Origin of the sequence: Cryobacterium tepidiphilum (genome assembly GCF_003716325.1) — a bacterium.
Classification (GTDB): Bacteria; Actinomycetota; Actinomycetes; order Actinomycetales; family Microbacteriaceae; genus Cryobacterium; species Cryobacterium tepidiphilum.
In genome coordinates, this window is the sequence record NZ_RDSR01000015.1 from 31,940 (window position 1) to 53,560 (window position 21,621).

The 21,621-nt window shown below is 70.1% G+C and carries 19 protein-coding genes; 18 read left to right on the top strand and 1 reads right to left on the bottom strand.

Going from position 1 to position 21,621, the window contains the following annotated elements:
- The first annotated feature begins 42 nt into the window (after window positions 1–42).
- The 17 genes from EEJ31_RS09640 to EEJ31_RS09720 all read left to right on the top strand — a co-directional run bounded on the left by EEJ31_RS09640 (window position 43) and on the right by EEJ31_RS09720 (window position 19,558).
- Window positions 43–1,590, top strand: coding sequence for a Mur ligase family protein (locus EEJ31_RS09640; RefSeq protein WP_123046092.1), 1,548 nt, complete (start codon window positions 43–45; stop codon window positions 1,588–1,590).
- Window positions 1,587–2,996, top strand: a complete 1,410-nt coding sequence (locus tag EEJ31_RS09645; RefSeq protein ID WP_123046093.1) for a UDP-N-acetylmuramoyl-tripeptide--D-alanyl-D-alanine ligase — start codon at window positions 1,587–1,589, stop codon at window positions 2,994–2,996. Before EEJ31_RS09640 ends, EEJ31_RS09645 begins: the two co-directional genes overlap by 4 nt.
- On the top strand, window positions 2,993–4,090 hold the full coding sequence (gene mraY / locus EEJ31_RS09650; protein WP_123046094.1) for a phospho-N-acetylmuramoyl-pentapeptide-transferase: 1,098 nt from the start codon (window positions 2,993–2,995) through the stop codon (window positions 4,088–4,090). The genes EEJ31_RS09645 and mraY overlap by 4 nt, the downstream gene beginning before the upstream one ends.
- Entirely contained in the window at window positions 4,087–5,601 is a 1,515-nt protein-coding gene (murD, locus tag EEJ31_RS09655) for a UDP-N-acetylmuramoyl-L-alanine--D-glutamate ligase (protein ID WP_123046126.1), read from the top strand. The genes mraY and murD overlap by 4 nt, the downstream gene beginning before the upstream one ends.
- Window positions 5,567–6,817: a putative lipid II flippase FtsW gene (ftsW, locus tag EEJ31_RS09660; protein WP_123046095.1), complete on the top strand. Its 1,251-nt coding sequence runs from the start codon at window positions 5,567–5,569 to the stop codon at window positions 6,815–6,817. Before murD ends, ftsW begins: the two co-directional genes overlap by 35 nt.
- The gene (locus EEJ31_RS09665; protein WP_123046096.1) at window positions 6,814–7,890 is read left to right on the top strand and encodes a UDP-N-acetylglucosamine--N-acetylmuramyl-(pentapeptide) pyrophosphoryl-undecaprenol N-acetylglucosamine transferase; all 1,077 of its coding nucleotides are present in this window, start codon (window positions 6,814–6,816) and stop codon (window positions 7,888–7,890) included. Before ftsW ends, EEJ31_RS09665 begins: the two co-directional genes overlap by 4 nt.
- A gap of 73 nt (window positions 7,891–7,963) precedes the next feature.
- A complete protein-coding gene (gene murC / locus EEJ31_RS09670; protein WP_123046097.1) occupies window positions 7,964–9,382 on the top strand; it encodes a UDP-N-acetylmuramate--L-alanine ligase in 1,419 nt (472 codons plus the stop codon).
- Window positions 9,383–9,389: 7 nt separating this feature from the next.
- Entirely contained in the window at window positions 9,390–10,445 is a 1,056-nt protein-coding gene (locus EEJ31_RS09675; protein ID WP_123046098.1) for an FtsQ-type POTRA domain-containing protein, read from the top strand.
- Between the two features lie 280 nt (window positions 10,446–10,725).
- Complete coding sequence (gene ftsZ, locus EEJ31_RS09680) at window positions 10,726–11,895, top strand: cell division protein FtsZ (RefSeq protein WP_123046099.1); 1,170 nt, start codon at window positions 10,726–10,728, stop codon at window positions 11,893–11,895.
- On the top strand, window positions 11,892–12,563 hold the full coding sequence (locus EEJ31_RS09685; protein ID WP_123046100.1) for a YggS family pyridoxal phosphate-dependent enzyme: 672 nt from the start codon (window positions 11,892–11,894) through the stop codon (window positions 12,561–12,563). The genes ftsZ and EEJ31_RS09685 overlap by 4 nt, the downstream gene beginning before the upstream one ends.
- Window positions 12,564–12,600: 37 nt before the next feature.
- A complete protein-coding gene (locus EEJ31_RS09690) occupies window positions 12,601–13,098 on the top strand; it encodes a cell division protein SepF (RefSeq protein ID WP_123046101.1) in 498 nt (165 codons plus the stop codon).
- Between the two features lie 8 nt (window positions 13,099–13,106).
- Window positions 13,107–13,424 carry a YggT family protein gene (locus tag EEJ31_RS09695; protein WP_123046102.1) on the top strand — a complete coding sequence of 106 codons (318 nt, stop codon included), beginning with the start codon at window positions 13,107–13,109 and terminating at the stop codon, window positions 13,422–13,424.
- A gap of 152 nt (window positions 13,425–13,576) precedes the next feature.
- Window positions 13,577–14,209: a DivIVA domain-containing protein gene (locus EEJ31_RS09700; protein WP_123046103.1), complete on the top strand. Its 633-nt coding sequence runs from the start codon at window positions 13,577–13,579 to the stop codon at window positions 14,207–14,209.
- Window positions 14,199–14,765: a signal peptidase II gene (gene lspA / locus EEJ31_RS09705; RefSeq protein WP_233563835.1), complete on the top strand. Its 567-nt coding sequence runs from the start codon at window positions 14,199–14,201 to the stop codon at window positions 14,763–14,765. Before EEJ31_RS09700 ends, lspA begins: the two co-directional genes overlap by 11 nt.
- Window position 14,766: 1 nt before the next feature.
- A complete protein-coding gene (locus EEJ31_RS09710; protein WP_123046104.1) occupies window positions 14,767–15,699 on the top strand; it encodes an RluA family pseudouridine synthase in 933 nt (310 codons plus the stop codon).
- A 108-nt stretch (window positions 15,700–15,807) separates the two neighbouring features.
- Window positions 15,808–19,275: a DNA polymerase III subunit alpha gene (gene dnaE / locus EEJ31_RS09715; protein WP_123046128.1), complete on the top strand. Its 3,468-nt coding sequence runs from the start codon at window positions 15,808–15,810 to the stop codon at window positions 19,273–19,275.
- Between the two features lie 7 nt (window positions 19,276–19,282).
- Complete coding sequence (locus EEJ31_RS09720) at window positions 19,283–19,558, top strand: GNAT family N-acetyltransferase (protein ID WP_123046105.1); 276 nt, start codon at window positions 19,283–19,285, stop codon at window positions 19,556–19,558.
- A gap of 70 nt (window positions 19,559–19,628) precedes the next feature.
- Here the strand turns inward: EEJ31_RS09720 and EEJ31_RS09725 are convergent, their stop codons facing one another.
- Window positions 19,629–20,177 (bottom strand): flavin reductase family protein, encoded by a 549-nt coding sequence (locus EEJ31_RS09725; RefSeq protein WP_123046106.1) that lies wholly within the window; start codon window positions 20,175–20,177, stop codon window positions 19,629–19,631.
- Between the two features lie 74 nt (window positions 20,178–20,251).
- Between EEJ31_RS09725 and hisD the strand changes: the two genes are divergently transcribed.
- The gene (gene hisD / locus EEJ31_RS09730) at window positions 20,252–21,568 is read left to right on the top strand and encodes a histidinol dehydrogenase (RefSeq protein ID WP_123046107.1); all 1,317 of its coding nucleotides are present in this window, start codon (window positions 20,252–20,254) and stop codon (window positions 21,566–21,568) included.
- Window positions 21,569–21,621 lie beyond the last annotated feature (53 nt).

A 21,621-nucleotide genomic window follows, 5' to 3' on the forward strand; every position in this document is an offset into this window, starting at 1 on the left:
TGTTACCTGGCGAGGCTGTGTTCCTCCAAAGAAAGTGAATTTGTGACCGATTTGGTGGCTTCGGCTCTCCGTCCTCAGCATCCGGTCCCTCGATCTCTGTCCGAGCTGGCCCGGGAATTCGATCTCGAACTGCGCGGTGACATCGACGGCCTCGAGGTGACGGGTGTCAGCCTCAGCTCGGCGACCGTGCAGCCCGGCGACCTCTACGTCGGCGTGCCCGGCCGCCGCAGCCATGGTGCCGCCTACGCCGCCGCCGCCGCCGAGGCGGGAGCCGTAGCCGTGCTCACCGACGACGCCGGCGCCACGCTCGCCGCGGAGAGCGGCCTCCCCGTGCTGGTCACCCCCGACGCGCGCGCGGCACTCGGCGCGGTCGCCGCCTGGATCTACCGCACCGACGAGTTCGCCGCCACCCTGTTCGCCGTCACCGGCACCAACGGCAAGACCAGCGTCGTCTACCTGCTCTTCGCCATCCTCCGCCAGCTCGGCGTCGTCGCGGGCCTCACCTCCACGGCGGAGCGGCGCATCGGCGACGAAGCCGTCACGAGCTCCCTGACCACCCCCGAGGCCAGCGAACTCCACGCCCTCCTGGCCCGCATGCGGGAAGCCGAGGTGCGCGCGGTCGGCATCGAGGTGTCTGCACAGGCGCTCACGCGGCACCGCGTCGACGGGCTGGTGTTCGACGTCGCCGGCTTCACCAACCTCAGCCATGACCACCTCGACGACTACGAGAACATGGACGAGTACTTCCGCTCCAAGCTCGAGCTGTTCCAGCCCGATCGCTCCCGCCGCGGCGTCGTGACCGTCGACTCCGCGTGGGGGCGCCGCGTCGTCGACGAATGCCGCATCCCGGTCACCACCCTCACCACGCGCGCCACCGAGGAGGCCGACTGGCGCATGACGGTGCTGGAGGAGCGCGCCTCGTACACCGAGTTCCTCCTGGAGGGGCCGGAGAACAAGCGGCTCCAGACCCGGGTGCCGCTGCTCGGCTGGTACATGGCCGCCAACGCCGCGCTGGCGATCGTCATGCTCGTCGAGTCCGGCTACGACCTCGAAGCCATCGCCCACACGCTCGACCGCGACGGCGGAATCCAGGCGTATGTGCCCGGCCGCGCCGAGCGGATCTCCGGTGAGCACGGCCCGCTCGTCTACATCGACTACGGGCACAGCCCCGACGCCTTCCTCAACACCCTGGAGGCCGTCCGCGCGGTCGCCGAGGGCCGCGTGATCATGGTCTTCGGCGCCGACGGCGACCGCGACACGACCAAGCGCGCCGACATGGGCGCCATCGCGGCCCGAGGAGCCGACGTGGTGGTCGTCACCGACTTCCACCCGCGTTACGAAGACCCCGCGGCCATCCGCGCCACCCTGCTGGCGGCGGCGCGGGAAGCGGTCCCCGACGGGGAGTTCCACGAGGTGCCCGACCCGCGCGCGGCGTTCCGCATGGCGCTGTCGCTCGCCAAGGAGGGCGACGTGATCCTCTACGCCGGCCCCGGCCACGAGGACTACCACGAGGTCGCGGGGGTCAAGATCCCCTACTCCGCCCGCGAGGACTCCCGCCAGGCGCTGCGCGAAGCCGGGTGGCTGTCATGATCGCCCTGACCCTCTCCGAGATCGCCGGCGTCACGGGCGGCTCGCTCCGGCCCGGCGGCGGCCGCGACGCGGCATCCGTCGTCGACGGCGTGGTGACCACCGACTCGCGTGAGATCACAGCCGGCGGCATCTTCGTGGCCAAGCCGGGCGAGGTGACCGACGGCCACCTGTTCGCACCCGCAGCGGTCGACCAGGGCGCAGCGCTGCTCATCGTCGAACGCGAGCTCGACCTGCCCGTCGCGCAGGTCGTGGTGTCCGACGCTGTCGCCGCTCTCGGCGCCCTCGCCACCCTGGTGGTCGCCCGGGTGCGTGCGCTCGGCCGGCTGAAGGTCGTCGGCATCACCGGCTCGAACGGCAAGACCACGACGAAGAACCTGCTGCGGGCCGTGCTCGAGCGGGTCGGACCCACGGTGGCGCCCCGCGCCTCGTTCAACAACGAGGTCGGTGCTCCCGTCACCATGCTGCAGCTCACCGAGGACACCCGGTTCCTGGTGGCCGAGATGGGCGCGAGCGGCATCGGGGAGATCGCCCGGCTGGTGCGGATGGCCCGCCCCGACATCGGCATCGTGCTCAAGGTCGGCCTGGCCCACGCCGGTGAATTCGGCGGCATCGAGGGCACCGTCCGGGCCAAGACCGAGATGGTCACCGACCTCGAGCCAACGGATGTCGCGGTGCTGAACGCCGACGACCCGCGCGTCGCCGGCATGGCGGCACACACCCGCGCCCGCGTGCTCTGGTTCGGCCACGGCGCCGACGCGGCCGTGCGCGCCACCGACGTGACCGTCTCCGCCGCCGGGACCGGGTTCACGCTGCACCTGGCCTCCGGGCAGAGCCGGCCCGTCGTCTTCCGCGTGCTCGGCGAGCACCACGTCATGAACGCCCTCGCGGCGGCCGCCGCGGCCGAGGAGCTCGGCGTGCCGATCGACGACATCGTCTCCGCGCTCGAATCCGTGCAGACCGCCGAGCGCGGGCGCATGGAGGTGCTCGGCCGAGCCGACGGCGTCACCGTCATCAACGACGCCTACAACGCCAGCCCCGACTCGATGATGGCGGCGCTGAAGACCCTCGCCCAGATCGCGCGCCCCGGCCAGCGCACCATCGCCGTTCTCGGCGAGATGAGCGAACTCGGCGAGTTCTCCGGCGAGGAACACGACCGCATCGGGCTGCTCGCCGTGCGCCTCAACATCGCGCAGGTCGTCGTGGTCGGCCGCGGCGCCCGGCGCATGCACATCAGCACCATCAACGAGGGATCGTGGGACGGCGAGTCGGCCTACGTCGACACCGCCGACGAGGCGTTCGAGCTCGTCACCGCCACCGCGCGCCCGGGCGACATCGTGCTCGTCAAGTCATCGAACGCCGCGGGCCTGATGGCCCTCGGCGACCGCCTGGGGGAGTCCTTCTCGTGAAAGCACTCCTCATCGCCGGCGCCATGTCGCTGGTCTTCACCCTGGTCCTGACACCCCTGTTCATCAGGTTGTTCCACCGCCTCGGCTGGGGCCAGTTCATCCGCGACGACGGACCCGAGAGCCACCACGCCAAGCGCGGCACCGCCACCATGGGCGGCATCATCATCATCCTCGGCACCGTGGTGAGCTACTTCACGGCCATGCTCATCGCCGACGAACCGATCCCGCCGTCGCCGCTGCTCGTGCTGTTCATGATGGTCGGACTCGGCATCGTCGGCTTCATCGACGATTTCCTGAAGACCCGCAACCAGCGCAGTCTCGGCCTCGGCGGCTGGGCGAAGGTCCTCGGGCAGGTCATCGTCGCCGGCGGGTTCGCCTGGCTGTCGCTGCAGTTCCCCAACGAGGCCGGGCAGACGCCCGCATCCACGCACATCTCGTTCATCCGCGACCTGCCGCTCGACTTCATGCGCCTCGGCACCGTCGTCGGCAGCGTGCTGTTCATCATCTGGATCTGCCTCATCGTGACGGGCACGTCCAACGGCGTCAACGTCACCGACGGCCTCGACGGCCTCGCCACCGGCTCATCGATCCTCGCGATCGGGTCGTTCGTCGTGATCGGCTTCTGGCAGTACAACCAGTCGCTGCCCGGTGGAGTGAACCCGGTGGACCTGTACCGGGCGTACGACGTGCGCGACCCGCTCGACCTCGCGATCGTGGCCGCCGCCATCGTCGGCGGTCTCATCGGGTTCCTCTGGTGGAACACCCCGCCGGCGCGGATCTTCCTCGGCGACACCGGCTCGCTCGGAATCGGCGGCGCACTCGCGGCCCTCGCCGTGCTCAGCCACACGGAGCTCCTCCTGGTGCTCATCGGCGGCCTGTTCGTCATCGAGACCGGCTCCGTCATCGTGCAGCGCGCGTACTTCAAGGTCACCCGCGGCAAGCGCATCTTCCTGATGAGTCCCATCCATCATCATTTCGAGCTCAAGGGCTGGGCGGAGGTGACCGTCGTGGTGCGGTTCTGGATCATCGGCGGGCTGCTCGTGGCCGCCGGCGTCGGTTCGTTCTACCTCGAGTGGCTGTCGAGCAGGCCATGACACGGCTCGATACGCTCACCAGCTGGCACGCGGACTGGACGGGCCTGCGCGTCGCCGTCCTCGGGCTCGGCGTCACCGGCTTCGCCGCGGCCGACACCCTCACCGAGCTCGGCGCCGACGTCCTCGTCGTCGCCGCAGACGCCCCCGACGAACGCGCCACGCTCCTCGACGTGATCGGCGCGCGCCTGGTGCAGGGCGACCTCCGCAGCATCCCCGATGAGCTTCGCGCCCACCGCCCGGAGCTCGTCATCGTGTCGCCGGGCTTCCACCCCGACCACCCGCTGCTGCAGTGGGCGGCCGCGGAACACGTGCCGGTGTGGGGAGACGTGGAACTCGCCTGGCGCCTCCGCGACAAGGTGGGGGAGCCGGCCGAGTGGGTGCTCGTGACGGGCACCAACGGCAAGACCACCACCGTGCAGCTCACGGCCACCCTGCTGGCCGCCGCCGGCAAGCGGGTCGCGCCGTGCGGCAACATCGGCATCCCCGTCCTCGACGCCATCCGCGACCCGCAGGGCTGGGACGTCCTCGTCGTCGAGCTCTCCAGCTACCAGCTGCATCACCTGCCGCGCACCGGCCCCGGCTCGCTCCGGCCCTGGGCCAGCGTCTGCCTCAATCTCGCCGACGACCACATCGACTGGCACGGCTCGGCAAAGGCCTACCGCGACGCCAAGGCCACCGTCTACGCCAACACCCGCATCGCCTGCGTGTACAACAAAGCGGATGCCGCGACCGAGGAGATGGTGCGGGAGGCCGACGTGCAGGACGGTGCCCGCGCGATCGGCTTCGGCCTCGGTACGCCGGGGCCCAGCGACTTCGGCGTGGTCGACGGGATCCTCTGCGACCGCGCGTTCCTGGATGAGCGCCGCGACATGGCCCTCGAGCTCATCACCCTCGAGGAACTGCACGCCGTCGGGCTGTCCGCCCCGCACATCGTCGCCAACATCCTCGCCGCCAGCGCCCTCGCCCGTTCGTTCGGCGTCGAACCGCGCGTCATCCGTGCCGCCCTGCTCGAGTTCAGCCTCGACGCGCACCGCATCCAGGTGGTCGGCGCCGCACGCGGCATCCGCTGGATCGACGATTCCAAGGCCACCAACCCGCACGCCGCAGACGCGTCGCTCCGCGCGTTCGACAGCGTCGTCTGGCTGGTGGGCGGCTTGCTCAAGGGTGTCGACATCGACGACCTCGTGCGCACCCACGTCAGGCGCCTCCGCGCCGTGGTCATCATCGGCGTCGACCGGGCCGCATTGCGTGACGCATTCGCGCGACACGCGCCCGGGCTGCCGGTATTCGAGATCGACGCGGATGACACTGAACAGGTGATGCCGCAGGCCGTCGGCCGCGCGGCGGAGGTGGCCCTGGACGGGGACGTCGTGTTGCTCGCACCGGCGGCCGCCTCGATGGACCAGTTCGAGAGCTACGTGGAACGCGGCCGGTTGTTCACCGAAGCCGTGCAGGACTATTTGGGAGGTGAGGCGGATGACGACGAGTCCGCCTCGGGTGGGGGCGCCTAAGCTCCCCGCATCCGCCACCGGAGCCGACGAGACGGCCGCCGTGGGCTCGGCCAGGATCAACCTCGGCAAGGTCTTCACGAGCGAATCGGCGAACTTCTTCCTGCTGCTCGGCACGACGCTGTTCCTCGTGGTGTTCGGGCTGGTCATGGTGCTGTCGTCGTCCTCGGTCGACTCCTACCTCGAGGACGCGGGCTTCTTCGGAGGCCTCCTGAAGCAGGGATTCTTCGCCATCCTCGGTGTCCCGCTGATGCTCGTGATCAGCCGGATGCCGCTGACGTTCTGGCAGCGCATCGCCTGGCCGGCGTTGCTGGCCGCCGACTTCCTGCAGTGCCTCGTGGTGTTCACGCCGCTCGGCATCGAGGTCGCCGGCAACACCAACTGGCTCTCCATCGCCGGATTCCAGTTCCAGCCGTCGGAGATGATCAAGATGGCGCTCGTCATCTGGCTCGGCATGATCCTCGCGCTCAAGCAGAACAAGCTCGAGGACTGGCGGCACGTGTTCATCCCCGTCTTCGGCGTCGGCGGTGGCTCGGTCATGCTCGTCATGATCGGCGGCGACCTCGGCACCGTCATGATCATGGCCGGCATCCTCTTCGGCGCGCTGTTCTTCGCCGGGGTGCGGCTGCGGCTCCTCGCCGCCCCGCTCGCGATCGGCGTCATCGGCGCCGGGCTCATGGCCCTCTCCAGCTCCAACCGCATGACCCGCATCCTGAGCTTCCTCGGCACGGGCTGCGACGAGATCGACGGCACCATCTCGGCGGCGTGCTGGCAGCCGCTGCACGGCACCTGGGCATTGGCCAACGGCGGCATCTTCGGTGTGGGCCTCGGCAACTCCAAGGCGAAGTGGTCCTGGCTGCCCGCCGCCGACAACGACTACATCTTCGCCATCATCGGCGAGGAGCTGGGCCTCATCGGCTGCATCGTCGTGCTCCTGCTCTTCGTCATCCTCGCGATCGCGTTCATCCGCGTCCTGCGGTCCTCGGCGAGCGTCCAGGTTCAGGTGACGACCGCGAGCGTCATGGTGTGGATCATCGGGCAGGCGCTCGTGAACATCGCCGTGGTGCTCGGCGTGTTCCCCGTGCTCGGCGTTCCGCTCCCGCTCATCTCCGCCGGCGGCACAGCGCTGCTCACGACGCTGGTGGCGATCGGCATCGTGCTGTCGTTCGCCCGCGAGCCCCGCCGGGCCGCCGACACCCCGAGGGCGGATGCGTCGTGACCACCTACCTGCTCGCCGGCGGGGGGACCGCCGGCCATGTGAATCCGCTGCTCGCCACGGCCGACTACCTCACCGCGCGCGAGAAGGATGCGACGGTGCTGGTCCTCGGCACCGCCGAGGGCCTCGAATCCCGGCTGGTGCCCGAGCGCGGCTATGAGCTCCTGGTGATCCCGCGCCTGCCGTTCCCGCGCCGGCCGGGCCGCCAGGCCGTGAGCTTCCTGCCGCGATTCAACCGCACGGTCCGCCAGGTCGAGCAGGTCATCCGCTCGCGCAGCATCGACGTCGTGGTGGGCTTCGGCGGATACGTGTCGACGCCCGCCTACCTCGCCGCACGCCGCGCCGGGGTTCCCATCGTCATCCACGAGGCGAACGCCAAGCCAGGGCTCGCCAACCGGCTGGGCGCCCGCTACACCGGCCACGTCGGCGTCGCCTTCCACCACACGCCGATCCGGAACGCCACCTTCGTGGGCATGCCGCTCCGCCGGGAGATCGAGCAGCTCGACCGGGTCGCCGCCCGCCCGGTGGGCGAGGCCTTCTTCGGGTTGTCGGCCGAGCGCCCGACGCTCCTCGTGACCGGGGGCTCGCTCGGTGCCAGGCGGCTGAACGCCACCCTCGTCGCATCGGCCGAAGCCGTCATCGACGCCGGCTGGCAGGTGCTGCACATCACCGGCAGCAACTCCGAGGTCACCGACCCCGGCCTGCCGGACTACCACATGATCTCCTACTGCGACCGGATGGACCTCGCCCTCGCCGCGGCGGACTTCGCGGTCTCCCGGGCCGGGGCGGCGACCGTGAGCGAACTCAGCGCTCTCGGCATCCCCGCCGTCTACGTTCCCTACCCGGTGGGCAACGGCGAGCAGCGATTCAACACGGCCGACGTGGTCGGCGCCGGCGGCGGCCTCGTCGTCGACGACGCGGACTTCCTCCCCGTCTGGGTGGGTGCCGAACTCCTGCCCCTCCTCGCCGACCGCGCCGGCGTGGCCGGGATGGCGCGCCGTGCGGCGTCGGTCGGCGTGCTCGACGGGTCGGCCAGGATGGCGAGCCTGATCCGGCAGGCAGCGGGCAGCGCGTAACCTTGTCAGGACACGTTCGGGGTAGCCCCGGGCGTGCCAGAGAACGCACGCACCGACCACGAAAGAAGGCCTTGTGATCAAGCCCGACCTGGACCTGGCCGTCCCCGACGACCTCGGTACCGTGCACTTCGTCGGGATCGGCGGCTCCGGAATGAGCGGGATCGCGCGGCTGTTCCTCGCCGCCGGCCACACCATCACCGGCTCCGACGTGCGCGAGTCCTCGAACACCGAGGCCCTGCGCGAGCTCGGCGTTCCCATCGCCATCGGGCACGATGCGGCGAACGTCGGCGACGCCGACACCCTCGTCGTCACGGGGGCACTCTGGCAGGACAACCCCGAGTACCAGCTCGCCCTGCAACGCGGCCTGCCCGTGCTGCACCGCTCCCAGGCGCTGGCCTGGCTCATCAAGCAGCACCGCCTCGTTGCGGTGGCGGGCGCGCACGGAAAGACCACCTCCACGGGCATGATCGTCACCGGGCTCCTGGGTCTCGGCCAGGACCCGAGCTTCGTCAACGGCGGTGTCATCGAATCCCTGGGCGTCAGCGCCGCTGCTGGCTCAGACGACCTCTTCGTCGTCGAAGCGGACGAGTCCGACGGCTCCTTCCTGCTGTACAACACCGCCGTGGCGCTCATCACCAACGTCGACCCCGATCACCTCGACCACTACGGCTCGCTCGAGGCGTTCCAGGCCGCGTTCGTCGACTTCGCGCGCGACGCGACCGAGCTCGTGGTCGTCTCCTCCGACGACGCCGGGGCACGACGCGTCACCGACCTGCTGCAGGCCGGGCACACCGGACAGCACACGCAGCGCGTCGTCACGTTCGGCGAGGATCCCGGCGCGGACGTTCAGGTGCACTCGGTCGTCACCGACGGTCCCGTGAGCTTCTCGGTGCGCTGGGAGGGCCGGGACTACACGGCGACGCTCCGCGTTCCCGGCCGCCACAACGCCATCAACGCCGCGGGCGCCTTCGCCGTGCTCGTCGGGCTCGGTTTCGACCCGGCGGCGTCGCTCGAGGCCATTGCGGCCTTCGGCGGCACCCAGCGTCGGTTCGAGCTGCACGGCATCGTCGGTGGAGTGAGCGTGTACGACGACTACGCGCACCACCCGACCGAGGTGGCCGCCGCCCTGGCCGCAGCACGCAGCGTCGTCGGCTCGGGCCGAATCATCGCCGTGCACCAGCCGCACCTGTACAGCCGCACCCGGCTCTTCGCCACCGAGTTCGCGCACACCCTCGAGGAGTACGCCGATGAGACCGTGGTGCTCGACGTCTACGGTGCCCGGGAAGACCCGGAACCGGGCGTGACCGGCGAACTCGTCTCCACCCGGTTCGCCGACCCCGCGCACGTGGCCTTCGTTCCCGACTGGCAGGCGGCCGCCGACCACGTGGCGGAGATCAGCCGGGAGGGCGACTTCGTGATCACGCTCGGCTGCGGCGACGTGTACCGCATCGTCCCGCAGCTGCTGGAGTCGCTCGAACGGGTCCGCGGATGACGGCGTCATGAGGCGGCCGCAGGCCTTCACGCCGCCGCCGGCACCCCCCGTGCCTCCGCCGGCATCGCCCCCGCGGGATCGGACCCGTCAGGCACCAACGCCGCGCCCCTCCCGCAACGACCCCATCACCGAACCCATCGCCGTGCAGGCCGCGACGCCGCCCGTTACCGAGCGGGAGCACGAACCCAGTGCGCCGCCCCTTTATGTGCCGGCGGATGCGGGCGCGGATGCCGACACCGGCGTCGACGCCGACGCGGACGGCGACGCGGACGGCCCCTCGTCCCGACGGCCGGCGCTCGCAGCGGTGGCAGCCCGCCGGCAGCTCCGCGCCGCCCGCCGGGCACGCAAAAAGTACGAGCGCGAGGAGGTGCGCCGCTTCACCTGGCGCTCACGTCGGCGCCGGCGGGCCTGGCTGGCCGCGCTGGGTGTGGTGGCGGCCCTGGCCGCGTTCGTTCTCGTGGGCGTGTACTCGCCCGTCATGGCCCTCCGCCAGGTGCAGGTCGTGGGGGCCGAGCGGCTCCCCGCCGACAAGGTGGAGGCGGCGCTGGCCGACCAGCTCGGCACGCCGCTGCCGCTCATCGACTCTGCCGAGGTCAAGAGCGCCCTCGCCCCGTTCACCATCATCCAGAGCTTCCGCACCGAGAGCCGGCCCCCGCACACGCTCGTGGTGCGCCTGGTCGAACGGGAGCCGGTGGGCGTCATCGCGCGCGGTTCCCGCTTCGACCTCGTCGACGCCGCCGGCGTCGTCATCGAGACCTCGGCGAAACGACCCGACGGCTACCCGAAACTGGTCGCCGGCGACACGGACGGCGCCGGGTTCCGTGCGGCCACGGCCGTGGTCCGGGCCCTGCCCGACGGCATCCGCGGCACGCTGCGCGAGGTGCACGCCGGCACCGCCGACGACGTCACACTGACCCTCTCCGGCGGCGCCCGGGTGGTCTGGGGGAGCGCGGAGCGGTCCGACGACAAGGCCGCCGTGCTCACCGCGCTCATGGTGTCGCACCCCGCGGGGAGCGTCGACGAATACGACGTGACCTCGCCCGACAGCCCCGTCATCCGCTGACCCCGCCGGTCACCCCTCCCGCCGAGACGGACCCTTCCGGTCGAAACCGCCAGGCGCGCCTGTCAGTCTCGGCCGCAGGTGTGCGTCTCGGCGACGAACGGCAGGGCCGGCGAGCGGCACAGGCGCGTGCGGGCACACCCGTTTGGGGCATTTCTCTCCGACACGCGGGCGCGCCTCCCCAAGGCACTGGCTGCGCGACCTACCTTCGGAATCAGGAATTGCATACTCAGCATAACTTTAACCCTCGACTATAGGTTTAGAGTTCCACCCGGAGGCCGACGTGTCAACAAATCAGAACTACCTCGCCGTCATCAAGGTTGTCGGCATCGGCGGCGGCGGCGTCAACGCCGTCAACCGCATGATCGAACTCGGACTCCGCGGTGTGGAGTTCATTGCCATCAACACGGATGCCCAGGCGCTGCTGATGAGCGACGCCGACGTCAAGCTCGACGTGGGTCGTGACCTCACCCGCGGCCTCGGCGCCGGCGCCGACCCCGAGGTGGGCCGCCGCGCCGCGGAAGACCACGCCGAGGAGATCGAGGAAGCGCTCGCCGGCGCCGACATGGTCTTCGTCACGGCCGGTGAGGGTGGCGGCACGGGAACCGGCGGCGCTCCCGTCGTGGCGCGCATCGCCAAGTCGATCGGTGCGCTCACCATCGGTGTCGTCACCAAGCCGTTCGGCTTCGAGGGCAAGCGGCGCCAGATGCAGGCCGAGACGGGTGTGGCCACCCTCAAGAACGAGGTCGACACCCTCATCGTCGTGCCGAACGACCGGCTCCTCGAGATCAGCGACCGCGGCATCAGCATGCTCGAGGCGTTCTCCACCGCCGACCAGGTGCTCCTCGCCGGTGTCCAGGGCATCACCGACCTCATCACCACCCCGGGCCTCATCAACCTCGACTTCGCCGACGTCAAGTCGGTCATGCAGGGCGCCGGCTCCGCCCTCATGGGCATCGGCTCGTCCCGCGGCGCGGACCGTGCCATCAAGGCCGCCGAACTGGCCGTCGCGTCGCCGCTGCTCGAGGCATCCATCGACGGCGCGCACGGCGTGCTGCTGTCGATCCAGGGCGGCTCGAACCTCGGCATCTTCGAGATCAACGACGCCGCGCGCCTGGTGCAGGAAGCCGTGCACGCCGAGGCCAACATCATCTTCGGTGCCGTCATCGACGACACGCTGGGCGACGAGGTGCGTGTCACCGTCATCGCCGCCGGGTTCGACGGCGGCGAACCGGGGGCAAAGCCGGCCGAGGTGCGCCGGGGCGACCTGGTCAGCGCCGGCATCGCGGCCGCGACGGCGAGCACGGCGACAGCGGATGCCGCCGGCGGCTTCGGCACGCCCGACGGGTCATCCTCGTGGCAGTCGGAGTCCCTCGCGGCCGACGCCATCGTCGCCGACCCCGCCTTCGACGACGAGTCCGACGACCTGGACATCCCAGACTTCCTGAAGTGAGCAGCCTCGCCGAGCGGCTCGCCGACACGCGGGCGTCGGTGGCCGACGCGGCACGCGCCGCGGGCCGTGACCCCGGCGAGATCACCACGATCGTCGTGACCAAGTTCCACCCGGTTTCGATGATCCGTGAACTCGCCGGGCTCGGCGTGCGCGACTTCGGTGAGAACCGCCACCAGGAGGCCCAGGCCAAGGCGGCCCAGCTCGACGACCCGAGCCTCACCTGGCACTTCGTGGGCCAGCTGCAGGGCAAGAAGGCGCGGCAGGTGCGCGCATACGCCGACGTTATCCACTCCGTCGACCGAGAACCGCTCGTGCGCGCGCTGTCGTCCGACTCCTCCAGCGTCGACTGCTTCATCCAGGTCAACCTCACCGACGATCCCGACCGCGGGGGAGTCGACCCGGCCGGCCTCGAGGCGCTGGCCGAGAGCGCGCTCGCCGCGCCGGGCCTCCGACTGCTGGGCCTCATGGCCGTCGCCCCGCTCGGTGCGCCGCCCCGGCCGGCCTTCGCGCGGGTGCGTGAGCTCTCGGAACGGCTGGCCCGGATCGCGCCGGAGGCTACCGGGCTGTCGATGGGGATGTCGCAGGACTATGCCGACGCCATCGCCGAGGGCGCGACACACCTGCGAATCGGTACGGCAATCACCGGCAAACGCCCAGGCATTCAATAACCTAGGGCTCAGAAGCATCACCAACACGGAGGTCCTGATGTCCAACCCGCTCAAGAAAACCATGGTCTACCTGGGTCTGGCAGACGAAGAGCTGGAATACGAGGCGCACGCCGCGCCCGGAGCCGCCGCAGCCCCCGAGCGCAGCTTCCCCGAGCGTGCGACGAACTCGTCCGCCCGCACCAACTCGCAACCGGCGCCGGTCACCCCGCTGCACAGGGTCGCGACTCCCAGAAATGTGGCCGCTTCAGAAATGAACGAAATCCTCACCGTCCACCCGCGGCAGTACCGCGACGCGCAGGCGATCGCCGAGTCCTTCCGTGACGGCATCCCCGTCATCATCAACCTCTCCCAGATGAGCGACGGCGACGCCCGCCGCCTCATCGACTTCGCCAGCGGGCTGTCACAGGGCCTCTCCGGCAAGATCGAGCGGGTCACGGCCAAGGTGTTCCTGCTGTCGCCGTCGCACGTGGCCATCTCCGGCGAGTCGGCGGAGGGTGACAGCGACAGCGAGGCATCCTTCTTCGGCCAGTCCTGACCCGGGGCGTGTTCCTGATCTCGCTGGTGGCAGGCGTGCTGTACTACGCCCTGCTGCTGTACTTCTTCACAATGTGGGCACGGTTCATCCTCGACCTGGTGCAGTCCGTCAACCGGCACTGGCGGCCGCACGGCGCCGGCCTCGTCGCGGCCTCGGCCGTCTACGGGCTGACCGACCCGCCCATCCGCTTCTTCCGCCGGCTCCTGCCGCCCCTTCGCCTGGGACCGATCGCTTTCGACTTCGGTTGGAGCCTCACCATGCTCGGCTGCATCATCGCCATGTCGATCGTCGGCGCCATCCCCGAATGGGTCGCCCGCGCGATGTGATCGATGCGGTGAGGCGCACGAGGATGAGCCGCGTGGCATGTATCCTTGAGCGGTGACGCTGAAGGGCCATTCACGGTGTGGCACGCGCCCACTTCACCGGTTCCAGCACACGCAATCACTATTCACAACTCGAGTTCTAAGGGTGGGAAGCCATGGCGCTAACTCCGGAAGATGTAGTCAACAAGAGATTCCAGTCGACAAAGTTCCGTGAGGGCTACGACCAGGACGAGGTGGATGACTTCCTCGACGAGGTCGTCGTCGAACTGCGCCGCCTGAACCAGGAGAATGAAGAACTGCGGGCCCAGCTCGCGGGCGGCAACGGTGCCCCCGCAAAGGCCGCCGCCCCGGCAGAGCCCAAGCCCGCCGTCAAGGCCGCCCCGGCCGCTCCCGCCCCCGCGCCCGTCGTCGCTGCCCCCGCCACCCCGGCCGTGGACGACGAGACCGCCGGCACCACGAACCTCCTGCAGCTGGCTCGCCGCCTGCACGAGGAGCACGTGAAGGAAGGCTCGGAGAAGCGCGACGCGCTCGTCGCCGAAGGCCACGCCACCGCAGCGCGCCTCGTGGCCGAGGCCGAGGCGAAGCAGCGCCAGCAGCTCAACGAGCTCGACAAGGAGCGCTCGGTCCTCGAGAAGAAGATCGACGAACTGCGCACCTTCGAGCGTGAGTACCGCCAGAAGCTGAAGAGCTACATCGAGGGCCAGCTCCACGAGCTCGAGTCCGAGTCCCCGGTCGGTGCCGGCGCCTCCGCCGCCTCGAAGCCCAGCTTCCAGGGCTTTGGAGCGTAGGGCCAGGTCGAAGCCCCGCACGAGTGCGCTGGTCCTCCTCGGCCTGGTGGCCCTGGGCGTCTACGCGCTCGACCAGGTGACCAAATACCTGGTGGCCACCCGGCTGGTCGAAGGTGACGTGGTCCGGGTTCTGGGTGATGTGCTGCAACTGCACTTCGTTCGGAACCCGGGCGCCGCGTTCTCCCTGGCCAGCGGCGTGACCTGGATCTTCTCCCTCATCGCGACGGGCGTCGTGGTGTTCATCATCTGGTTCGCCCGTCGCATCCGCTCGCTCGCCTGGTCGGCCGTGTTCGGCCTCCTGCTCGGTGGCGTGCTCGGCAACCTCACCGACCGGTTCGTGCGGGAGCCCAGCTTTGGGCTCGGCCACGTCGTGGACTTCATCTCGACGCCCTGGCTGATCCCGGCGATCTACAACGTCGCCGACATGTGCATCGTCGCGAGCATGATCATCTTCATGATCCTCACCATCCGCGGCACCGGCCTCGACGGGCGGCGCGTCAGCGGCAAGCTGGCCGAGGAGCACCGACCGGCACCGGACGACCGGGAAACGGCCTGACATGGAGACCCGCTCGCTGCCGCTTCCCGACGGGCTCGCGGGTGTGCGGGTCGACGCCGGTATCGGCAAGCTCCTGGGCTTCTCCCGCAGCTTCGCGGCGGAGGTGGCCGAGGCCGGCGGCGTGACCCTGGACGGTGCCGTCGTCGGCAAGTCCGACCGCTTGCGCGCCGGCGCCTGGCTCGAGGTCAGCTGGCAGCCCAAGGAGGAGGTGCGGATCGTCCCCACCCATGTGCCCGACCTCGGCATCGTGTACGACGACGACGACATCGTCGTGGTCGACAAGCCCGCGGGGGTCGCCGCCCACCCGAGCACGGGCTGGACCGGTCCCACCGTCGTCGGTGCGCTGGCGGCCGCGGGGTACCGCATCTCGACCTCGGGAGCGGCGGAGCGGGCCGGCGTCGTGCACCGCCTGGACGCGGGCACGAGCGGCCTCATGGTGGTGGCCAAGTCCGAACCGGCCTACACCGCGCTCAAGCGCGCCTTCCACGACCGCGAGGTGGAGAAGATCTACCACACCGTCGTCCAGGGCCACCCCGACCCCCTGGCGGGCACCATCGACGCCCCCGTCGGCCGACACCCGCGGTCGGACTGGAAGTTCGCGGTCATCGCTGACGGCAAGCACGCCGTCACCCACTACGAGACGCTGGAGGCCTTCCCCTCCGCGTCGCTGCTGGAGGTGCACCTGGAGACGGGGCGCACCCACCAGATCCGGGTGCACATGGCCGCCCAGCGGCATCCGTGCGTCGGCGACGCCATGTACGGGGCCGACCCGACGATCTCGGCCAGGCTCGGCCTCACCCGGCAATGGCTGCACGCCCGCCAGCTGGCCTTCACCCACCCGGCCTCGGGGGAGTGGGTCACCTTCACCTCGGACTATCCCGAGGATCTCGCCCACGCGCTGGCGGTCCTGCGCGATGTCGCCGGCGCCGTTTAAGCTGCGGCTTAAGCTAGTTGTTCACCACCACCCCCCAGCAGTTCCGGAGCAGTCGTGTCGCAGCAGAGTGATTCGTTCGTACACCTTCACGTGCACAGCGAGTACTCCATGCTCGACGGCGCCGCCCGGGTCAAGCCACTGGTCGAGGCGGCCGCCGAGCAGGGGATGCCCGCCGTCGCCGTGACCGACCACGGTAACGTCTTCGGGGCGTTCGACTTCTGGAAGACGGCGACGGATGCCGGCGTCAAGCCGATCATCGGCACCGAGGCGTACATCACCCCCGGCACGCACCGGAGTGACAAGACCCGCGTGCGCTGGGGCTCGGCCGGCGACGGCCGCGACGACGTCGGCGGCAGCGGCGCGTATACGCACATGACCCTGTTGTCGGAGACCACGGCCGGCATGCACAACCTCTTCCGGCTCTCCTCCCGGGCGTCGCTCGAGGGGTACTACTTCAAACCCCGCATGGACCGGGAGCTCCTCGCGCAGTACGCCGGGGGCCTCATCGCCACCACCGGCTGCGCCGGTGGTGAGGTGCAGACCCGGCTGCGGCTCGGCCAGTACGACGAGGCGAAGAAGGCCGCCGCGGAGTTCCGCGACATCTTCGGAGCGGGCAACTACTTCTGCGAGGTCATGGACCACGGCATCGACGTTGAGCGCCGCACCATGAGCGACCTGCTGCGGCTCGCCAAGGAGCTCGACCTGCCGCTGGTGGCCACCAACGACCTGCACTACACGCACGCGCACGACGCCACCGCGCACGCGGCGCTGCTGTGCGTGCAGTCGGCGTCGACCCTCGACGACCCGAACCGGTTCAAGTTCGACTCCGACGAGTTCTACCTCAAGTCCGCCAGCCAGATGCGCCACCTCTTCCGCGACAACCCCGAAGCCTGCGACAACACCCTGCTCATCGCTGAGCGGTGCGACGTCGCGTTCAACACGCAGGCGAACTACATGCCGCGCTTCCCGGTGCCCGACGGGGAGAGCGAGGAGACCTGGTTCATCAAGGAGGTCGAGGCCGGCCTGGTGCGCCGTTACCCGAACGGGTTCTCCGACGCCGTGCGCAAGCAGGCGGACTACGAGGTCGGCGTCATCACCCAGATGGGCTTCCCGGGGTACTTCCTCGTGGTCGCCGACTTCATCAACTGGTCCAAGCGCAACGGCATCCGCGTCGGCCCCGGCCGCGGCTCCGGCGCCGGCTCCATGGCCGCGTACGCGATGGGCATCACCGACCTCGACCCGCTCCAGCACGGCCTCATCTTCGAGCGGTTCCTCAACCCCGACCGTGTCTCCATGCCGGACTTCGACGTGGACTTCGACGAGCGCCGGCGCGGCGAGGTCATCCGCTACGTCACCGAGAAGTACGGCGACGAGCGGGTCGCCCAGATCGTCACCTACGGCACCATCAAGGCCAAGCAGGCGCTCAAGGACTCCTCCCGCGTGCTGGGCTTCCCGTTCGGCATGGGCGACAAGCTCACCAAGGCGATGCCGCCGGCGATCATGGGCAAGGACGTGCCGCTCACGGGCATGTTCGACAAGGACCACCCGCGGTACCGCGAGGCCGGCGACTTCCGCGCGGTGATCGAGTCGGACCCCGAGGCGCGCACCGTCTTCGACACGGCGCTCGGCATCGAGAACCTGAAGCGGCAGTGGGGCGTGCATGCCGCCGGCGTCATCATGTCCAGCGACCCGCTCATCGACATCATCCCGATCATGAAGCGGGAGCAGGACGGCCAGATCGTCACCCAGTTCGACTACCCGGCCTGTGAGTCGCTGGGCCTGATCAAGATGGACTTCCTGGGGCTCCGGAACCTCACGATCATCGACGACGCGCTCGACAACATCCAGATGAACCGCGGCCACCGGCCGGTGCTGGAAGACCTCGCACTCGACGACCCGCTCGCCTACGAACTCCTCGCCCGCGGCGACACCCTCGGCGTCTTCCAGCTCGACGGCGGCCCCATGCGCTCGCTGCTGCGGCTGATGAAGCCCGACAACTTCGAGGACATCTCCGCCGTCATCGCCCTGTACCGGCCGGGCCCCATGGGCGCGAACTCGCACACCAACTACGCGCTGCGGAAGACCGGGCAGCAGCAAATCGTCGCGATCCACCCGGAGCTCGAGGAACCGCTCTCCGAGATCATCGGCAACACCTACGGCCTGATCGTCTACCAGGAGCAGGTCATGTCGATCGCGCAGAAGCTGGCGGGCTTCTCGCTCGGGCAGGCGGACCTGCTGCGGCGCGCGATGGGCAAGAAGAAGAAGTCCGAACTCGACAAGCAGTTCGAGGGCTTCTCCGGCGGCATGAAGGCCAATGGCTACTCGGATGCCGCGATCAAGACCATCTGGGACATCCTGCTGCCGTTCTCCGACTACGCATTCAACAAGGCGCACTCGGCGGCGTACGGCGTGCTGTCCTACTGGACCGCCTACCTCAAGGCCCACTACCCGGCCGAGTACATGGCCGCGCTCCTCACCAGCGTCGGCGACGCCCGCGACAAGCTCGCGCTGTACCTCAACGAGTGCCGGCGCATGGGCATCAAGGTGCTGCCGCCAGACGTGAACGAGTCGATCGGCTTCTTCGCGGCCGTCGGCACCGACATCCGCTTCGGGCTCGGCGCCGTGCGCAACGTCGGCTTCAACGTCGTCGACGCCATCCGCAGCGCCCGCGACGAGAAGGGGCGGTTCGAGTCGTTCCACGACTTCCTCGCGAAGGTGCCCCTGCAGGTGGCGAACAAGCGCACCGTCGAGTCGCTGATCAAGGCCGGCGCGTTCGACTCGCTCGGCGCGACCCGGCGCGCCATGGTCGAGGTCCACGAGGGCGCGGTGGAGTCTGCCGTCAAGATCAAGCGCGACGAGGAGCACGGCAACGTCGGATTCGACTTCGACAGCCTGTTCGACGACCCGCAGGCGGGCGAGAAGGTGCCCGACCGGCCGGAATGGTCGAAGAAGGAGAAACTGGCCTTCGAGCGCGACATGCTCGGGCTCTACGTGTCGGACCATCCGCTGGCCGGCCTCGAGATCCCGCTCGCGAAACACGCCAGCACCGCCATCGCCGACCTGATCGCCTCCGAGCAGACGCAGGACGGCGACACGGTCACCATCGCGGGTCTCATCACGAGCGTGCAGCACCGGGTGGCCAAGAAATCCGGCAACCAGTACGGCATGATCCAGGTCGAGGACTTCGGCGGCGAGATCACCGCCATGTTCATGGGCAAGGCCTATCAGGAGTTCTCCCCGGCGCTCATCAACGACTCGATCGTGGTGGTGCGCGGGCGCGTGAGCATGCGCGACGACGGCATGAACCTGCACGCGTACAGCCTGTTCGCCCCGGAGCTCGGGCAGGGGACCGAGGCGGGGCCGCTGTCGATCGTAATGCCCGAGGCGCGCGCGACCACCGACACGGTCACGGCACTCGGCGACGTGCTGATCCGGCACCAGGGTGAGTCCGAGGTGCGGCTCAAGCTGGTGAAGGGCAACGCGGCCCGCGTGTTCGAGCTGCCCTACCGGGTGGGCGTGAGCGCCGACCTGTTCGGGGAGTTGAAGAGCCTGCTGGGCCCGTTCTGCCTGGCCTGACGCCGCGATGACCGACCGCGCACGGCACGCCGACCACCGCACGGAACGACTGCTGCTGCGGCGGCCGGTTGTCGATGACATCGGCGTGCTCTTCGAGATCCACGCCGACCCGGCCACGAACCGCTTCGACCCGAGCCGGCAGATGACCACAGTCGACCAGGCCGCCGCCCAGTTCCGCGACGGGGACCAGCATTGGCGAGCACACGGATTCGGTTACTGGGTGGTGAGCCGGGCAACGGATGCCGCGGGCCCGGTGATCGGCTTCGCCGGCGCACCGCCCTGAAGGTCGGCGTCGCACGCCGCCCCGACCTCGACAAGCCCGGCGAGGCGAGCGTGTTCGCACTCGGCTGGGACTAGGGGAGCGCGTCACCCGCGACGGTCGTTCCCGGCGCCCGGTAGGTGCGCTCGTGGTACAGGAGCGCCTCGTCGTCGTCGCCGAGTCCGCCGCCCTCGATCTGCACGACGACCACGGCGTTGTTGTGCACGCTCACGCGCTCGATGATGCGCCCCACCATCCACGAGGTGACGCCATCGAGCACCGGGATCCCGTAGGGACCCGGATGCCAGTGCTCGCCGACGAAGCGTTGCTCCGCCGGCCCCGACAGGATCTCGGCCAGCCGGCGGTTCCGCACACCGAGCATGTGGATGATGACGTGGTCGTTCTCCACGATCGCCGGCCAGCTGCTCGCCGTGCGGGCCATGTTGAAGGTCGCCAGCGGGGGAACCGCCGCCAGGGAGGCCAGCGAGGTCGCGGTGAAGCCCACGGGCGTGCCATCCGCTTTCAGCGACGTGATCGCCGCGACCCCGGCGGCGTGGCGACGGAAGGCGCGCTTGAACGCGGCGAGGTCCGGCGGGCCGTCCTGCGGGACGGCGGGAACCTGGGGAACGAAACTGTCACTCATGGGCGTCATTCATCCGGTGGGAAGTCATCCCCGCCAGACTATTCCAGCTGCGCACGCCGGATAGGCTGGTGCCGATGATCCAGACGATTGACCAGCGCGGCACACGCCTCGGCCTCGCCGACCTCCTGGCCGCCATTCCTCGAGCCGCAACCGACGTGAGCGTGGCGAGCGAGGTCGCCGCCGGGCTCATCGACGACGTGCGCGCCCGGGGGGAGGCCGCCCTGCTCGACCAGGCCGAACGGCTCGATCGCGCCCGGCCCACGGCTGTGCGGGTGCCCGCGGCCGACATCGAGCAGGCCGTCGCGGACCTCGATCCGGCCGTGCGCGCCGCGGTCCTCGAGACGATCCGGCGGGTGCGCGCGGCCAGCGCCGCCCAGGTGCCGCCCACGGTGACCACCACCATCGCCGACGGCGGCCGGATCACGCAGCGCTGGCAGCCGATAGCCCGGGTGGGCCTCTACGTACCCGGCGGCAAGGCCGTCTACCCGTCGAGCGTGGTCATGAACGTCGTCCCGGCCCAGGTCGCCGGGGTGCGCTCGATCGCCCTGGCGTCCCCGCCGCAGCAGCACTTCGACGGACGCGTGCACCCGACCATCCTCGCGGTGGCCGGGCTGCTCGGCATCGACGAGATCTACGCCATGGGCGGCGCCGGAGCCGTCGGGGCCTTCGCGTACGGGGTGCCCGGCATCGGGCTGGACCCGGTGCAGCTCATCACGGGCCCGGGGAACGTCTATGTCGCCGCGGCCAAACGGCTGGTGCGCGGCGTGACCGGGATCGACGCGGAAGCCGGGCCGACCGACATCCTCGTGATCGCCGACGACAGCGCAGACCCGGACCTCGTCGCCGCCGACCTGGTGAGCCAGGCCGAGCACGACGAGCTCGCCGCAGCTGTGCTGGTGACCCCGTCGCCCGCGCTCGCCCGCGCCGTCGAAGAGCGGCTCGGCCGGCTCGCGGCATCCACCACGCACACCGACCGGGTGAGCGCGGCCCTCAGCGGCAACCAGTCCGCCATCGTGCTGGTCGACGACCTCGACCAGGCGGCGGCGTTCAGCAACGCCTTCGGCCCCGAGCACCTCGAGATCCAGACCGAGTCACCGGATGCCGTCCTCGCCCTGATCGAGAACGCCGGCGCGATCTTCCTCGGCCCGCATTCACCGGTGAGCCTCGGCGACTACTCGGCGGGCTCGAACCACGTACTCCCCACCGGCGGCCAGGCCCGGTTCTCGTCGGGCCTCGGCGCATACACGTTCCTGCGCCCGCAGCAGGTGGTGCAGTACAGCCGGGAGGCCCTGCTCGAGGTCGCCGCGAACATCGACGTGCTCTCCACGGCCGAGGCGCTCCCCGCGCACGGCGACGCCGTGAAGGCCCGGTTCGCCGCCGAGCGTTCCTAGCCTCGCCGATCCCGCGTCCGGCCCCTCACTCGGGTGGTGCGCCGCGGCGCGGC

Bases quoted from the DNA above. Each gene is read 5' to 3' on its own strand.
- EEJ31_RS09645 (WP_123046093.1), top strand. From the start codon at position 1,587: ATGATCGCCCTGACCCTCTCCGAGATCGCCGGCGTCACGGGCGGCTCG.
- murD (WP_123046126.1), top strand. From the start codon at position 4,087: ATGACACGGCTCGATACGCTCACCAGCTGGCACGCGGACTGGACGGGC.
- ftsW (WP_123046095.1), top strand. From the start codon at position 5,567: ATGACGACGAGTCCGCCTCGGGTGGGGGCGCCTAAGCTCCCCGCATCC.
- EEJ31_RS09675 (WP_123046098.1), top strand. From the start codon at position 9,390: ATGAGGCGGCCGCAGGCCTTCACGCCGCCGCCGGCACCCCCCGTGCCT.
- EEJ31_RS09690 (WP_123046101.1), top strand. From the start codon at position 12,601: ATGTCCAACCCGCTCAAGAAAACCATGGTCTACCTGGGTCTGGCAGAC.
- EEJ31_RS09700 (WP_123046103.1), top strand. From the start codon at position 13,577: ATGGCGCTAACTCCGGAAGATGTAGTCAACAAGAGATTCCAGTCGACA.
- EEJ31_RS09710 (WP_123046104.1), top strand. From the start codon at position 14,767: ATGGAGACCCGCTCGCTGCCGCTTCCCGACGGGCTCGCGGGTGTGCGG.
- dnaE (WP_123046128.1), top strand. From the start codon at position 15,808: ATGCTCGACGGCGCCGCCCGGGTCAAGCCACTGGTCGAGGCGGCCGCC.
- EEJ31_RS09720 (WP_123046105.1), top strand. From the start codon at position 19,283: ATGACCGACCGCGCACGGCACGCCGACCACCGCACGGAACGACTGCTG.
- EEJ31_RS09725 (WP_123046106.1), bottom strand. From the start codon at position 20,177: ATGAGTGACAGTTTCGTTCCCCAGGTTCCCGCCGTCCCGCAGGACGGC.
- hisD (WP_123046107.1), top strand. From the start codon at position 20,252: ATGATCCAGACGATTGACCAGCGCGGCACACGCCTCGGCCTCGCCGAC.